Origin of the sequence: Massilia agrisoli (genome assembly GCF_020831365.1) — a bacterium.
GTDB lineage: Bacteria > Pseudomonadota > Gammaproteobacteria > Burkholderiales > Burkholderiaceae_D > Telluria_A > Telluria_A agrisoli.
Genome location: NZ_JAJHPV010000010.1, coordinates 63,036 through 78,670 on the forward strand (window position 1 = coordinate 63,036; position 15,635 = coordinate 78,670).

Sequence of the window (15,635 nt, forward strand, 5' to 3'; positions counted from 1 at the left end):
GTGGTCGACTGCCTCGCCAGTTCCTGTTTAACGGCCGCTGCGGAACAGGACGACCTTGAGCGTATCGATCAGGATCAGGATGTCGAGGAACAAACTATTGTTTTTCACATAATACAGGTCGTACTGCAATTTTTGCAACGCATCTTCAGCGGAAGAGCCGTAGCCGTAGCGAACCTGTGCCCAGCCGGTGATGCCTGGCTTGATGCTGTGGCGGACATTGTAGTAGGGAACCACCTCGGCCAGCTGTTCGACGAAGTAGGGCCGTTCCGGACGCGGGCCGACAAACGACATCTCGCCCTTGAACACGTTGAGGATCTGCGGCAGTTCGTCGATGCGGGTCTTGCGGATGAAGTTGCCGACGCGGGTGACGCGCGGATCGTTCTGGGCGGCCCATTGCGGCTTGCCGCCTTTTTCCGCGTCGTTGCGCATACTGCGGAACTTCAGGACGTTGAAGGTATTGCCGTCCTTGCCGACCCGTTCCTGCTGGTAGAAGATCGGCGCGCGGTCTTCGATATAAATCAGCAGCGCGGTAATGAGCATGATCGGGAAGGTCGCCAGCAGGATCGCGCCGGAGCAGATCAGGTCGAACGAGCGCTTCATGAAGGAGCGCACAAAGCTCTGGTCGAAGCCGCCGCCGAACACCAGCCAGCTAGGCTGCAGCGAATCGACCCGGATCTGGCAGGTTTCGCGTTCGAAGAAGGTGGCCGCGTCGGTGACCTTGATGCCCTGCAGTTTGCAGTCGAGCAGTTCCTGGATCGGGAAGCCGGAGCGGCGGTTCTCGACCGAGACCACGATTTCCTTGACGTTGTTGGCGGCAGCCACCCAGGCCAGCGAATGGCCTTCGCGGATGGTCATCAGGCGGTCGGCCGGGACCAGCGCGTCTTCCTGCGGCATCGGGATGAAGCCGGCGATGTCGTACTTGTGATAGCTGGTGTCGCGCATGGCCAGTTCGCTGCATTCCTTGGCCAGCGCGCCGCTGCCGAGGAACAGGATGCGCGACTCGAGGAAGCGCAGTTCGGAAGTCTTGAAGAAGATGGTGCGGGCGGCCAGGATGCCGACGCCGGCGATCAGGAACACCACCAGCAACAGGCCGCGGCCGATCTGGATTTCCGGGGCGACGTAGAACAGCAGGGTCAGGATGACGAAGCCGATCGCGAACGACGGCATCAGCTTGTTGAAGAACGGGTTGCGCAGGCCTTCCGAGAAGTTCAGCTGGTACATGCCCATCGCGCTCATCGAGAAGATGATGGCGGCGGCAAACGCCAGCGCCGAGGTGAAGAAATGGTCAATGCCAGGTACAGCGCCGCCTTCCTCGAGGCCGAGGAAGCGCACCGCCGCGCCCGCGTAGGCGGCGCCGACGAGCACCAGCACTTCGACGAACAGCAGGAAGAAGACGATCTTCGACACGTAGTGATTTGAGATTTTTAGCACTTTATCCTCCAGAATTTCTCTTGCTTTTACTGGTAACGGACGACGGCGTGGCCGGGACGCCGTCCAAAAAAACGGTTTACTTTGTTTGCGCCAGGTTGCGTACGTACCAGGCCATGGCCTGCTGCAGGCCTTCGCCGATCCGGTGGGTCGGCGCGAAGCCCAGCATGGTCGCGGCCTTGGTAATGTCGGCCTGCGAGTGGCGCACATCGCCGGCGCGGAATCCAACGTATTCGGGCTTGTGGTTTTCCAGGTGCGGGAACTGGCCGACGAGGATGGCGCGCATCATCTCGTGCAGCTGGTTCAGGCTGGTGCGCTCATTGAGCGCCACGTTATATACCTGGTTGGCCGCTTCGCTGCCGGAAGTCGCCGCCAGCAGGTTGGCCTGGATGACATTGTCGATATAGCAGAAGTCGCGGCTGGTTTCGCCGTCGCCGTTGATGCGCAGCGTACGGCCCTCGATCAGCGCCGCCACCCATTGCGGGATCACCGCGGCGTAGGCGCCGTGCGGGTCCTGGCGCGGGCCGAATACATTGAAGTAGCGCAGGCCGATCGCTTCGGTGCCGTAGGTGCGCGCGAAGACGTCCGCGTACAGCTCGTTGACATATTTGGTCACGGCGTAAGGCGACAGCGGGTTGCCGATGGTCGACTCCACTTTCGGCAGCGCCGGGTGGTCGCCGTAAGTCGAGCTGGAAGCGGCGTACACAAAGCGCTTTACCTTGGCGTCGCGGGCGGCAACCAGCATGTTCAGGAAGCCGGTGACATTGGTTTCGTTGGTCGCGACCGGGTCGTCGATCGAGCGCGACACCGAGCCGAGCGCGGCCTGGTGCAGCACGTAGTCGACGCCAGCACAGGCGCGCGCGCAATCGGCGCCCTTGCGGATGTCGCCTTCGATGAAGCTGAAATTTGCCCACGCCTCTGCGCCCACCAGTTCGCGCACCTGGTCGAGGTTGTGCTGGTGGCCGGTGGCGAAATTGTCGAGGCCAGTGACGCGCTGGCCCAGCTTGAGCAGGGCCTCTACCAGGTTCGAGCCGATGAAACCGGCAGCGCCGGTTACCAGCCAGTGGTAGCGGGTCTCGCGCAATTGTGCTTGAACGTCGTTAAACCTGTTCACAATGTGATTCTTTCGTGATGAAACCGTGCGTAGAGCAGACGATTGCTGCCAGCTCGCGGCCGGCAGTCTCGTTAAACAAACAAGGGATGCGAATTACAGGCGCCAGACGCTGTAGCCTGCTTCGGCCAGCGCCTTTTTGTCGAACTGCGATTTCACATCGATGAAGCAGCCGTTTTCATTCAGCTTGTCCTGCAGGTCGCCCAGCGGACGGGCCAGCAGTTCCTTGTGGCCGACCGCGGCGACAACGGCGTCCGCGCGCGGCAGGTCTTCCCACTTTTCCAGCTTGATGCCATATTCGTGCATCGCTTCGTCGGCGTCGGCCACCGGGTCGTAGACGTGCACATCGCAGCCGTAGGACTTCAGTTCGTAGACGATGTCGGCGACTTTCGAGTTGCGCAGGTCAGGGCAGTTTTCCTTGAAGGTCAGGCCGATGACGTTGACCTTCGAACCCTTGACGTGGAAGCCGGCGGCGATCATCGACTTGACGGTCTTTTCCGCGACAAACTTGGCCATGCCGTCGTTGATGCGGCGGCCCGCCAGGATCACCTGCGGGTGGTAGCCGATCATCTCGGCCTTGTGGGTCAGGTAGTAAGGATCGACGCCGATGCAGTGGCCGCCCACCAGGCCCGGGCGGAACGGCAGGAAGTTCCACTTGGTGCCGGCAGCCTTGAGCACTTCCAGCGTGTCGATGCCGATCTTGTCGAAGATGATCGCCAGTTCGTTCATCAGGGCGATGTTCAGGTCGCGCTGGGTGTTTTCGATGACTTTTGCCGCTTCGGCGACCTTGATGCTGGAGGCGCGGTAGACGCCGGCGGTGATCACCGACTCATACAGCTTGGCGATGCTCTCGAGCGTCTCGGCGTCGTCGCCGGAGACCACTTTCAGGATCGTCGTCAGGGTGTGTTCCTTGTCGCCCGGGTTGATGCGCTCTGGCGAGAAGCCGACGTGGAAGTCTTCCTTCCACTTCAGGCCCGAATGCTTTTCCAGGATAGGAATGCAAACTTCTTCGGTAGCGCCCGGGTACACGGTCGATTCGAAGATGACGATGGCGCCTTTCTTCATGTTCTGGCCGACAGTCTTGCTGGCGCCGGCGAGCGGGGTGAAGTCCGGGTTGTGGGCGATGTCGACCGGGGTCGGGACAGCCACCACAATATAGTCCGCGTCCTTGAGGACGGCCGGATCGGTGCTGACCGTCAGGTGGCGCGCCGCTTTCAGGTCTTCCGTGGCCAGTTCGCCGGTCGGGTCGATGTGCTTGCGGTAGCTTTCGATCTTGCTTTCCGAAAGATCGAACCCGACAGTCGCACTTTTCTTCCCGAACTCAACTGCCAGTGGCAGCCCGACATAACCAAGTCCAACTACTGCGATGACGTCATCTGCTTTCATGATCGAATTCCGTTCCGAGATTAAGTTTTGCAATTATGATAATTTCTACTGTAACACAAGCGCTATGCGGCCTCAACAAAAACAGCAAGCAATTTTGTCACAAAGAAACAACGCATAATCAGAAGTAATATTAAATTTGCACTTTCCACAGTGGCGCAGGCGGTCTGAAGCGCTATTTTTTACGCCAATATGGTCGTGTGGTCCGCGCAACAGCGCTACTGGCTGCCGCTTCGGCTGGCTCGGCAACTCGTTCCTGGAAGGGATGGAAATGCCTTGGACGCCATGCCAAGTTCATATAATTTTAGCATTTCCAAATGTAAATTGTTTTGTACGCGCAATCGTGCGCAACACTTTTGGCGCCATTTTTCTTTTCCTCGAAGAAATTTTTAGTGGTGGTTTCTTCACTCTATTTTGGCGTGGCGTTTGATATAAAAATGCTATCATCCGCGCAAGCGGACTCCACTATGATGAGGGTCTTGCGGGCCACGCGCCTAACCATCTTCCCAGGGCCAACACCATGAACAGAACCACACAAAGCGCATTACCCCTCGTGGCGGCAATTCTATTAGCATCGTGCGGAGGCGAATCGGGATCGGACACCATGGCCCAGGCCAGTGCGGTGCGCGCGGCGACCGCGCCGGCGCCGGTCGCCGACGCCGCGCCAGCACCAGCACCAGCACCAGCGGCGGACATGAGCGCGGCGCCGCAACAGGCCACGACCGCTTCGGGCGGGGGCGCGTCGCTGGCTGCCGAAACGGTTGCGCCGGCCAAGACGCCGCTGCGCACCGGCGGCACGGTCCACAACTTGCTTGCCAACTGGACCGGCAAGGGCTTCCGCCTGCTGTCGACCGCACCGCCCGCGCCGGTGCACGGCAAGTCGTCGCACGCCGGCAGCGTCTGGGACGACGCGCGCCAGACCATGTGGATTTTCGGCGCTGAAACGCACAAATACGCGATGGACAACGCCGTGTACGGGTGGCGCGCCAGCGACGGCTTGTTCGTCAAGCACTACGACGCCGACCCGAGCAGCGGCTATCGCATGGACGCGCAGGGCATCTACTGGTCGAGCGCGGCGAAGATCCGTCCATGGGCGATGCATACCTACCGGCGCATGCGGATGGTGCCGGGAACCGACGAGTTCGAGGTGGTGTACGACCCGCATGAGCACGCCTACATGACGCCGCTGGTGTACGAAAATCCTGCGCATACGACGGCAAACCGCGCTCCCGCGATGTGGTATTACAACGTGGTCACCGGCACCTGGCGCCACCGCAGCTTCGGCAGTTCCACCAAGCTGGTGCGTGCGTCCTATACCTATCCGGTTGGATTTGATCCCGTCCATGGGTGGTTCACAGGCGACGGTTCGACCTGGAAGCGCCTGAGCCCAACCGGGGTGTACAGCACCGTCAGCGTATCGGGCAAGAGCAATGGCCAGTACCACTCGTATATGTTCGTCAAGGACGGCGTTGCGTACCGCGTGGGCGGCAACTCCAGCACGACCCTGTATTCCCGTCACCCGCTGAGCAACATCACCCTGAGCAAGAAGTTCTATGTGGCGGATTTCCCACAGTTGGCCGGTTACACGGTAAACAATATGGCGTCGGCAATGATGTCGGACGGGCGCATCGTCATCTTCCCGACCAAGGGGAGCGAAACGCATGCGATGATCCTCGATCCGGCCACCAACACACTGATGACGACTGGCCACTTCTTTACCGGTATGGATAAGCCGACACTGTATGAGCTAGCCGCCGAGTGGTCGCCGTCGCACAACGCAGTCATTCTGCTGTCGCGCAGGTTTAGCGCCAGCCGCGTGTACGCTTACCGCCCCTGATTGTCGCGCTGAAGCGCTCGCAGCACCGCCGCCTCCGGGCGCCGGTGCTTTTTTTACGCCTGGGCAGGATGCGCTTAATCGGCCAAATAATTTCTATTTAACAATGCATGAATGTTATCATTGATTAGCGACAGTCAATTACATACCAATAGTCGCCTTGTCCTTCCAAAACTACCAGATCGAGAAAACAAAAATGCGAAGCACTTTCCGTCGTTCAGTCCCGGTTGTGGCGGCATTGTTATTGGTCGCCTGCGGGGGCGGGTCCAGTCCGGGCCCGGGCGCGTCCCCATCGTCCCCTGCACCAGCCCCGGCCCCGGCCCCGGCCCCGGCCCCGGCACCGGCACCGGCACCTGCACCTGCACCAGCACCAGCGCCAGCGCCCTCCGACCCGGCACCCGTACCGGGGACAGCGCCGGGCGGCGGCGGCGCGGTCGTCGATCCCGGCACCACGACGCCCGGCACCACCAATCCGCCCCCGCCAACCACGGACGGCGTCCTCGCAGCGAAAACGCCGCTGCGCACTGGCGGTACAGTCCACGCCTTGATTGGCAACTGGACTGGCAAAGGCTTCCAACTCCTGACTACCGCTCCATCGACCCCAGGCACGCTATACACGCGGGTCCATACCCAATCTTCCCACGCCGGTAGCGCATGGGACGAAGCGCGCAAGACCATGTGGATATTCGGTGCTGAGACCCATAACACGGCAATGGACAACGCGGTGTATGGATGGCGCGCCAGCGACGGCTTGTTCGTCAAGCACTACGATGCCGATCCGAGCTCTGGCTACCGCATGGACGCAGCTGGCATCTACTGGTCGAGCGCAGAGAAAGTCAGGCCCTGGGCAATGCACACCTATCGGCGGATGCGGATGGTGCCTGGCACCAGTGAATTCGAAGTGATGTACGACCCGTACGAGCACGCCAGCTTTACCCCAACGGTATTTGAAAACTCTGCGCATACCACGGCAAACCGCGCTCCGGCGATCTGGTACTACAACGTGGTGACCGGCCAATGGCGCCACAACACGATTGGCAGTTCGGTAAAGATGGTAAAGGCCTCGTATATTTATCCGGTCGGCTATGACCCTGTCCACGGCTGGTTCACCGGAGACGGTTCGACTTGGCAGCGCCTGAGCCTGAACGGGACCTACAGTACCGTGAGCGTATCAGGCAAAAGCAATGGCCAATACCATTCGTATATGTTTGTTAAAGATTCCATTGCCTATCGAGTAGGCGGCAACGCTAACACGACCCTGTACTCGAGTCATCCGTTGGGCGATATCTCGCAAAGCAAGAAATTCCTGGTTTCCGCCTACCCTGAATTGACCGGATATACGGTGACGAACATGGCATCGACGATGATGCCGGATGGGCGGATTGTCATCTTCCCGACCAAGTCCACCGAGACGCACGCCATGATTCTCGATCCGGTGGCTAATACGGTGACGCAAACCGGCCACTTCTTTACTGGGATGGAAAAGCCGACCTTGTACGAACTGGCGGCTGAATGGTCATCGGCCCACAACGCGGTCATCCTTCTTTCGCGGCGGTTCGCGCTCAACCGGGTCTACGCGTACCGCCCCTGATCCCTGCGCAAGCTGCGCATGAAAAGCACTGCCGCCCTCGGGCGCCGGTGCTTTTTTTACGTGTGTGCCCGGCAGGCGCTCTCCTGCGGCGGCCGTGGCCCCATGCCGATGAAATCGATATTGTCGCGACAACCCTTACCGATCTTTCTGACAAAAAAGTTTGAGTTTTGCAATCGTGCGCAACAGAAAATTGATAATGAAATGATACTATTTTTTCGAGCGGAACCCAGGTGGGAGTTTTCCGCGGGGCTGTAACGCCGCACAACCGTCTTTTAGAGCGACTAATATGAAAACAACACAACGAAGCGCCTTGTCACTGATCGCCGTCATGCTACTAGCCTCGTGCGGCGGCGGTGGCGGGTCTGACACCGGGGCCAGCGCCCAACCAACGCCGGCACCGGCACAGCCTGCACCGGCACCTGCACCTGCACCTGCACCTGCACCTGCACCTGCACCTGCACCTGCACCGGCGCCGGCACCTGCACCTGCACCTGCACCTGCACCTGCTCCAGCTCCGGCTCCGGCTCCGGCCCCTACCGATCCAGCGCCAGCACCAGCCCCGGCGCCGGGCACGCCAGCACCAGCACCAGCACCAGCACCAGCGCCAGCGCCGACTGAACCCGCGCCGGGCACGCCAACGCCAACGCCAACGCCAACGCCAACGCCAACGCCAACGCCGACGCCAACACCAACGCCAACACCAACGCCGACCCAGCCTGGCACGGGTAGCGGTGTTGCAGAAGCGAAGACCCCGTTCCGCCAGGGCGGCGACGTCAGGAAGCTGATGTCCAATTGGACCGGCAAGGGATTCGAGTTGCTCACGATTGCGCCGCAAGAGGTTGTAGGTACCCCAGACAACTCGATCTATCGTAAATCGGCCCACGCCGGCACCGCCTGGGACGAAGCCCGCCAGACCATGTGGATTTTCGGCGCCGAGACGCACGTCACCAATATGGATAACGCCGTGTACGGCTGGCGCGCAAGCGACGGCAAGTTCGTCAAGCACTACGATGCGGACCCGGTCTCGGGTTACCGCATGGATGCGAACGGCGTCTACTGGTCGAGCGCGGAAAAGATCCGCCCATGGGCAATGCACACCTACCGCCGCATGCGGATGGTGCCAGGCACCGACGAATTCGAGGTGATGTACGATGCGGACGACCACGCCCTGATGGCGCCGAAAGTCTTCGAGAACCCTTCGCAGACGACTGCCAACCGCGTACCGCCGGTCTGGTATTACAACGTGGTGACGGGCGCCTGGCGCGCATCGACCTTTGGCGATTCAGCCAAGATGGTCGGTTCGCCTTACTACGCCTTCCCGCTCGCGCACGATCCGGTGCACGGCTGGTTTAGTGGCGACGGTTCGTTCTGGGCCAGCCTGAGCAATAACGGCACCTACCGCCTCACCAACGTGTCGGGCAAGAGCAACGGTCAGCAACATTCGTTCATGTTCGTCAACAACAGTATTGCTTACCGGGTTGGCGGCGCAGGCAACACCACGCTGTATTCGCGCCATCCGCTCGCCAATATCGCGGGCAGCACTAAGCACCTGGTGTCGGAGTTCCCTGCGCTTGCGGGTTACAACGTGACCAACATGGCGTCGGTGATGATGCCGAATGGCCTGATCGTTATTTTCCCGGTACAAGGCAGTACGATGCAAGCGATGATCCTCGATCCGGAAGCGAAGACCGTCACGGCCACCGGCCACGTGCTGACCGGCCTGGATAAGCCTGCCCTGTACGACCTGGCAGCGGAGTGGTCGACGGCGCACAATGCCGTGGTCTTGCTGAGCCGCCGGTTCACCGGCAGTAATGTATACGGCTACCGCCCATAAACACGGGTCCTGAGTCGCACCAGGCACCGCCGCCCCGCACCGGGCGCCGGTGCCTTTTTTCATGCTGCGGCCCCGTCGCAGGCGTCGCCGCCCAGACGTTCATAATCTTTTTTACATTGCGCAGCCCAAAACCCCTTAGCAGACTCTTAAGTGGTGTATCCTTCAACGCAGCCGTCCCACGTGTAAGCGACTGCGAAAGGCCGTTTGTTTCCATAAAGTCATTTCCGTGATTAACATAGCAATTCGATGGTAAATACAGTTTTCCGCCGAATAATATTCATGGTTTTCTCGTTAATTTTATGTTGCATTCGGTCCTAAATTTCGAATTTTTTTGATTTTTTCCGTACAGCATCTATTCCCGTAAGGTAATCTTCAAGGTATCGGAATTCACCGCCTTGAACCCCTTTTGCAGGAATAGATCATGCGAAACACTTATACGAACCAACCTTCCCGGATGCTGATTGCACTAGTTAGCCTGGCCTCATTGAGCGCTTGCGGCGGTGGATCCGACCTGGACCCAACCCAGCCTGCGCAAAGCGCGCCGGCCGTCACCGCCGCCGCCGTCCAGACGTCGGCGCCAGCCACCGACGCCGCCCCGGTCCCGTCGGCCGACCGCGCCGTGACCGCGTCGGCATCGACCGAAAGCGCCAAGCAAGGCTCGCGCTCCGGCATGCTGCTGACCCCGACCACCCTGACCCCGACCAGCCCGACCACGACGACCGGTACGGTCGTTACCGACGTCCGGTTCGAAAGCACCGGCAGCGGCACCCAGACCGGCGCCCCGGTTACCTTCGGCCAGGTCTTTGTACAAGGCGCCGTGCCGATGACCTCGACCCTGTCGGGCAAGCTGGCCAATGGCACCATGGTGCCGCTGCAGCTCGACGTCAAGGCCAAGCATGCCGATGGCTCGGTTCGCCACGCCGTCATTTCCGCCGTGCTGCCGTCGCTGGTTGCCGGCACGCCGCAAGTCATGCAGCTGGTGACCGCCTCGCCTTACGCCGCCAGCACCGGCGCCACCCCATCGGCGCTGCTGTCGTCGGGCTTTACCGCCTCGGCCCACCTCACCCTGGCAGGCAAGGCATACAGCGTGTCGGCCGATACCCTGCTCAAGGACGGCAAGTTCACCAACTGGCTGGCCGGCCCGATTGTCAACGAGTGGCATGTCATGTCGCCGCTGAAGGCGGCCGACGGCAGCTCGCACCCGCACCTGACCGCGCGTATCGCGATCCGTTCGTACACCGGCTCGAAGAAGACCCGTGTCGATTTCACCATCGAGAACAATTGGGCGCACGAACCGTCGCCGCAGAACTTCCTGTACAACACCCAGCTCGTGGTGGGCGGCCAGACCGTCTATACCAAGACCGACCTGAACCACTACCACCACGCGCGCTGGCGCAAGCTGGCCTGGTGGGGCGGCGAGCCGCAGGTACACGTCAAGCACAACGGCGCGTACATGATGCAGACCCGCGCAGTGCCGAACTACGACCAGACCATCGTGTACCCTGACTCGGTATTCACGTCCTACATGACGACCTACACCGGCACCCGCACCGAGCCAATGGGCGTGGGCCTGGCGCTGTTCGGCATGGGCGCGGCGGGCGGCCGCCAGGACATCGGTATCTTGCCAGGCTGGACCGTGACTTACCTGATGAGCCAGGACAAGCGCGCCAAGCATGTCACCATGGGTACCGCAGACCTGGCCGGCAGCTGGCCGATCCACTACCGTAACAAGGCAACCGACCGTCCGATCAGCCTGGTCGACTATCCTTACCTGACGATCCTGGGCGGTACCGCGGGCACGCTGAACAAGGCCACCGGCCAGCTGGAAGCATTCCCGTCATGCCCGAAAACCCTGTGCACGGTAAAGAACACCCCGGATACCTCGCACCAGCCGTCGTTCGCCTTCGTGCCGTACATCGTGTCGGGTGACTACTACTACCTGGAAGAGCTGCAGTTCTGGGCGATGTACAACACCTTCGTCAGCAACCCAAGCTACCGTGAACACGGCAAGGGCCTGGTGAAGCCTGACCAGGTACGTGGCCAGGCCTGGACGCTGCGCACCCTGGCGCAAGCGGCCTGGATCTCGCCAGACACCGACCCGCTGAAGGCGCATTTCGAGTACTTCATGGGCACCAACCTGGACTGGTTCAACGAAAATTACACGAACGGCGTTGGCGTGTATGCGAATTCGCTGGGCATCATCACCAACGGCTATGCGGTGACGTACAAGAGCGGCCTCGGTATCGGCCCGTGGATGGACGACTTCTTCACGTCGGCAATCGGTTACGCTTCGGAAATGGGCTTCACCAAGGCGACTCCACTGCTGGCTTACAAGGCAAAGTTCCCGGTTGACCGCATGACCGCCCCAGGCAGCTGCTGGCTGGATGGCGCGGCCTATTCGATGAAGGTCCGCGACACCACCACCGGTCCGTTCTACAAAACGTTCGCCGAAGTGTACAAGGGCACCCACACCGCTGAAGTCAATGCGATGGAATGTAACTCGGCGGCAATGGCGGCAGCATTCGGCGTGAAGATCGGCGAGATGCCTGGCTACTCCGGCGTCACCACTGGCTACCCGTCGAACATGCAGCCTGCGCTGGCCTACTCGGCCAACGTTCCTGGCCTCGACGGCAAGACCGCCTGGTCCAAGTTCATGGCCCGTACGGTCAAGCCGAACTACTCGAAGGGCCCGCAGTTCGCCATCGTTCCGCGATAAGCAGTCCTCACCCGGAAGCACGCAACGTGTGCTTCCAGCAACAAAAACCCGGCCCCGCGCCGGGTTTTTTTTCGCCTGCGAAAAGCGCTCATTCCATAGTGCAAGAGGTGCGCACAGTTGGGCAAATTAAATATTCTTTTCCGCAAGAGTCTGATAGAGTACGCGACAGTTAACTAATGTTAAATAGTTAATTCTTGGGGCGGTCGGCCACTGTTCGGCTTTCCTTGTTCCAGATTCAGCCTGCCACAGAACGATGCTTTTCAATTCCTTCAGTTTCCTGCTCCTGTACCTGCCGATCACCGCCATCGGCTTCTTCCTGCTTGCGCGGAAAAGCCATGTGATGGCTGCCGGCTGGCTGGCGCTGGCGTCCTTGTTTTTCTACGGCTGGTGGAGCCTGTCGTACATTCCGCTGCTGCTGGCGTCCATCGTCTTCAATTACGTGATTGGCTGGCGCATCGGCCACTCGACCGGCAGCGTGCGCAAGAAATGGCTGATCCTCGGGGTGGTTGCCGACCTGGCGCTGCTGGCCTATTTCAAGTACGCCGATTTCTTCATCCTTAGCGTCAACGCGGTGGCGCAGACCGAGTTCCCGGCGCTGCATGTGATCCTGCCGGTCGGTATCTCGTTCTTTACCTTTACCCAGATCGCCTACCTTGTCGACACCTACCAGGGCAAGGTCAAGGAATACCGCCCGGTGCATTACCTGCTGTTCGTGACCTACTTCCCGCACCTGATCGCGGGGCCGGTCCTGCATCACAAGGAGATGATGCCGCAGTTCGACGATCCGCAGACCTACCGGCTGTCGGCGTCCAACATCGCGGTCGGCCTGGCGATCTTCGCCATCGGCCTGGCCAAGAAAGTGCTCGTCGCCGACAATCTGGCGCCGCACGCGAACTTCTTCTTCGACCAGGGCGAATCGCCCACCCTGCTGGTGGCGTGGGGCGGGGTGCTGGCCTATGCCTTCCAGCTGTACTTCGATTTTTCGGGCTACTCCGACATGGCCATCGGCCTGTCGCGCATCTTCGGCATCCGCCTGCCGCTGAACTTCAATTCGCCTTACAAGGCGACCAACATCATCGACTTCTGGCGCCGCTGGCACATGACCCTGTCGCGCTTCCTGCGCGACTACCTGTACATCGCGCTGGGCGGCAACCGCCACGGGGCGGTGCGCCGCTACGCCAACCTGATGACGACCATGGTGCTGGGCGGCTTGTGGCACGGCGCCGGCTGGAACTTCGTCATCTGGGGCTTCCTGCATGGCGCCTACCTGATGGTCAACCACGCATGGGCCGCGCTGGCCGAACGGCTGCGCTTCCCGCGCGACGCACGCGCCTGGAAGCTGTTCAGCATCGTTATCACGTTCGCCGCGGTCTGTTTCGCATGGGTCTACTTCCGCGCCACCGACGTCGGCCGCGCCAATACCATCGTGCAGGCGATGGCGGGCCTGTATGGCGTGGCGCTGCCCGACTCGATCGGCAGCCAGCTGGGCAGCCTGCGCGCGCTGTTCGAACAGCTTGGCGTCAGCTTCTACCTCGGGGGCGGCACGCGCTTCGTCGAGACCTGGAGCTGGGTGGTCATCGGCGCGCTGATCGCCTTCGTGTTCCCGAATACACAGCAGATCATGGCCAACTTCGATCCGGCGCTCGACTTCGTCAGCAACCGCATTTCGGCCGGCCCGCTGGCGCGCGTGCTGACGTGGCGGCCGACCGCGGCGTGGGCCTGCGCGATCGGCCTGGTCACGGTCGGCAGCCTGCTGTCGCTGAGCCGGCCGGCAGAATTTTTATACTTTCAGTTTTAGAGGCAAAGAATGACGACTGAAAGGGATTTCAAACGCTTCCTCACCGTGGGCGGGATCATCGTAGCCGCCGGCGTGATCGCATCGGCGGCGCTGGTCGCGGTGATCGACCCGTACCGCTTGTACGGCATGACCGAAATGGCCGGTGTCAACCAGGTCAAGCCGCTGCCGACGCGCTACCAGAACCAGATCAAGATGCATGGCGCGCTTAAACACCAGGCTGATACCTTCATCCTTGGTAATTCGCGGGCCGAACTCGGGCTGAACCCGGAGCACGGCGCACTGGGCGCCTCCGCGTTCAACCTGGCGCTTGCCGGCACCAGCCTTGGCACCGGGCGCGAACAGCTCGAACAGCTGCAGGCGGCAGGCGTCAAGCCGAAGCGCCTTGTCGTTGGCGTCGAATTCCTCGACTTCCTGCTCGATCCGTCAAAGCCTTTGCCGGTGCGCGAGCCAAAGGTAAAAGGCCCGTTCGACGACTTCGCGTGGCAGGCCGACGCTTTGTTCTCGATGGATTCGCTGTCCGATTCGCTCAAGACCCTGCGCCTGCAGCGCGTCTCCGACCCGCAGTCGATTACCGCCCGCGGCTTCAACCCGCTACGCGAGTACAACAAGTTCGCGCGCGACGACGGCTACTATTCGATCTTCCAGCAGCGCGCGGTCGAAAACGCCAAGCGCTTCGTCCGCGTGCCGCGCGGGCTGGTCAACAGCGAGACAGGCAGCTCCCCCAACATCGATAACCTGCGCGCCATCCTGGCCCACGGGGTGCGCGACCAGGCCGACATGCACCTGGTGATCTACCCTTACCATGCGCAGATCCTGGCGATGTTCGAGGAGGCCGGCCTGGCGGGCACGTTCGCCGAGTGGAAGGCTTTGCTGGTGAGCGAGGTAGAGAAGCTGCGGGCTGCGAATCCCGGCGTGCGCCTCACCTTGTGGGACTTCAGCGGATTCTCCAGCTATCAGTGCGAAGCGATTCCGGCCAAAGGCGACAAGAAGGCCAAGACCCAGTGGTATTGGGAAGCAGGGCACTTCAAGCCGGCGCTCGGCGACATCATGCTGTCGCGCGTTGCAGGCGCAAGCGCTGCCGAGAACTTCGGATTCGCGCTGGACCGGTCGACCGCCCTTGACAACAGGGAGCGCATCGCGCGCGAGCGTGCGGCCTGCGCCAGCGCCCAGCCGGAAATCTTTGAGCACGCGCGCGAGCTGATTTCAAAGGCTCGCGGCGCGCGCGGCATGTAAAAGGGACCTCAGTCCGGCTTGCGCAGCCGGCTGAGCAGCCCCTCGACGCTGTCGCTGACCGGCAGCCCGTGGCGCCGCAACAGCTGCACGTTGAGCACCAGGTTTTCCAGCACCAGCTTGGCCGATACCGCGAGCAATGTCAGCAGTTTGTCTTCGGTGCTGAACTTCTCCATGGCGGCGGCCATCTCACACAGGTGCGAGGCTACCAGCTGGCGTAGTTCGGCATCGTCGAAGGGCAGGTCGGCAAAGTCGATCGGATCTTCCTTTTCGACTTCAAGCATCAGCGCTGCAAGTTCTTCAGGTTTGATCGGCATGCTTCACTCCACTGGTTGGCATGTCCCCATTCTAGGACAAGCGGCCGCGTAAAAGATGGCGACAGTGCAAGTAACTGGCGCTACAATCGGACTTTCCGCACGACCCTTGCTCTTCACGATGCCATGGCGCGACTTGTCTTTACCCAGCAGCTAGCCCGGTTTATCGACGTGCCCGAAGTCGAGACCGGCGCGACCCGGCTGCGCGCGGCGCTTGAGGGCGCATTTGAACACAATCCCCTGCTGCGAGGCTATGTACTGGACGACCAGGGCCACCTGCGCGAAAACGTCGTGATCTTCATCGACGGCCGCCGCAGCGCCGACCGCATCGGCCTGGACGACCCGCTGCAGCCCGACAGCAAAGTCTACGTCCTGCAAGCACTTTCCGGAGGCTGA

At 61.1% G+C, this 15,635-nt stretch carries 11 protein-coding genes; 7 read left to right on the plus strand and 4 right to left on the minus strand.

All coding sequences use genetic code 11. From position 1 onward, the window contains the following. Window positions 1-27: 27 nt before the first annotated feature. The 3 genes from LMJ30_RS06770 to LMJ30_RS06780 all read right to left on the minus strand — a co-directional run bounded on the left by LMJ30_RS06770 (window position 28) and on the right by LMJ30_RS06780 (window position 3,925). Complete coding sequence (locus LMJ30_RS06770) at window positions 28-1,431, minus strand: TIGR03013 family XrtA/PEP-CTERM system glycosyltransferase (RefSeq protein WP_229431580.1); 1,404 nt, start codon at window positions 1,429-1,431, stop codon at window positions 28-30. Between the two features lie 76 nt (window positions 1,432-1,507). After that, complete coding sequence (locus LMJ30_RS06775) at window positions 1,508-2,545, minus strand: SDR family oxidoreductase (protein ID WP_371872983.1); 1,038 nt, start codon at window positions 2,543-2,545, stop codon at window positions 1,508-1,510. 90 nt (window positions 2,546-2,635) lie between these two features. After that, a complete protein-coding gene (locus LMJ30_RS06780) occupies window positions 2,636-3,925 on the minus strand; it encodes a nucleotide sugar dehydrogenase (RefSeq protein WP_229431582.1) in 1,290 nt (429 codons plus the stop codon). A 601-nt stretch (window positions 3,926-4,526) separates the two neighbouring features. On the opposite strand from LMJ30_RS06780, the gene LMJ30_RS06785 reads away from it, so the two are divergent. From LMJ30_RS06785 to LMJ30_RS06810, 6 genes are all read left to right on the plus strand, one after another. Then, a complete protein-coding gene (locus tag LMJ30_RS06785; protein ID WP_229431583.1) occupies window positions 4,527-5,759 on the plus strand; it encodes a hypothetical protein in 1,233 nt (410 codons plus the stop codon). Window positions 5,760-6,468: 709 nt separating this feature from the next. Continuing rightward, on the plus strand, window positions 6,469-7,347 hold the full coding sequence (locus LMJ30_RS06790; protein ID WP_229431584.1) for a hypothetical protein: 879 nt from the start codon (window positions 6,469-6,471) through the stop codon (window positions 7,345-7,347). Between the two features lie 784 nt (window positions 7,348-8,131). Next, window positions 8,132-9,181, plus strand: a complete 1,050-nt coding sequence (locus LMJ30_RS06795; RefSeq protein WP_229431585.1) for a hypothetical protein — start codon at window positions 8,132-8,134, stop codon at window positions 9,179-9,181. Between the two features lie 421 nt (window positions 9,182-9,602). Next, on the plus strand, window positions 9,603-11,897 hold the full coding sequence (locus tag LMJ30_RS06800) for an RIFT barrel domain-containing protein (RefSeq protein WP_229431586.1): 2,295 nt from the start codon (window positions 9,603-9,605) through the stop codon (window positions 11,895-11,897). Window positions 11,898-12,150: 253 nt separating this feature from the next. Beyond that, window positions 12,151-13,695: an MBOAT family O-acyltransferase gene (locus tag LMJ30_RS06805; RefSeq protein ID WP_229431587.1), complete on the plus strand. Its 1,545-nt coding sequence runs from the start codon at window positions 12,151-12,153 to the stop codon at window positions 13,693-13,695. A 9-nt stretch (window positions 13,696-13,704) separates the two neighbouring features. Next, window positions 13,705-14,928, plus strand: coding sequence for a hypothetical protein (locus LMJ30_RS06810; protein WP_229431588.1), 1,224 nt, complete (start codon window positions 13,705-13,707; stop codon window positions 14,926-14,928). Between the two features lie 8 nt (window positions 14,929-14,936). On the opposite strand, the gene LMJ30_RS06815 is transcribed toward LMJ30_RS06810, so the two are convergent. After that, window positions 14,937-15,242: a hypothetical protein gene (locus LMJ30_RS06815; RefSeq protein WP_229431589.1), complete on the minus strand. Its 306-nt coding sequence runs from the start codon at window positions 15,240-15,242 to the stop codon at window positions 14,937-14,939. A gap of 123 nt (window positions 15,243-15,365) precedes the next feature. Between LMJ30_RS06815 and LMJ30_RS06820 the strand changes: the two genes are divergently transcribed. After that, complete coding sequence (locus LMJ30_RS06820) at window positions 15,366-15,635, plus strand: MoaD/ThiS family protein (RefSeq protein WP_229431590.1); 270 nt, start codon at window positions 15,366-15,368, stop codon at window positions 15,633-15,635.

What these genes read in the sequence shown, in the direction of transcription:
- LMJ30_RS06780 (WP_229431582.1), bottom strand. Translation starts at nt 3,925, where the DNA reads ATGAAAGCAGATGACGTCATCGCAGTAGTTGGACTTGGTTATGTCGGG.
- LMJ30_RS06785 (WP_229431583.1), top strand. Translation starts at nt 4,527, where the DNA reads ATGGCCCAGGCCAGTGCGGTGCGCGCGGCGACCGCGCCGGCGCCGGTC.
- LMJ30_RS06790 (WP_229431584.1), top strand. Translation starts at nt 6,469, where the DNA reads ATGGACAACGCGGTGTATGGATGGCGCGCCAGCGACGGCTTGTTCGTC.
- LMJ30_RS06795 (WP_229431585.1), top strand. Translation starts at nt 8,132, where the DNA reads ATGTCCAATTGGACCGGCAAGGGATTCGAGTTGCTCACGATTGCGCCG.
- LMJ30_RS06800 (WP_229431586.1), top strand. Translation starts at nt 9,603, where the DNA reads ATGCGAAACACTTATACGAACCAACCTTCCCGGATGCTGATTGCACTA.
- LMJ30_RS06805 (WP_229431587.1), top strand. Translation starts at nt 12,151, where the DNA reads ATGCTTTTCAATTCCTTCAGTTTCCTGCTCCTGTACCTGCCGATCACC.
- LMJ30_RS06810 (WP_229431588.1), top strand. Translation starts at nt 13,705, where the DNA reads ATGACGACTGAAAGGGATTTCAAACGCTTCCTCACCGTGGGCGGGATC.
- LMJ30_RS06815 (WP_229431589.1), bottom strand. Translation starts at nt 15,242, where the DNA reads ATGCCGATCAAACCTGAAGAACTTGCAGCGCTGATGCTTGAAGTCGAA.
- LMJ30_RS06820 (WP_229431590.1), top strand. Translation starts at nt 15,366, where the DNA reads ATGGCGCGACTTGTCTTTACCCAGCAGCTAGCCCGGTTTATCGACGTG.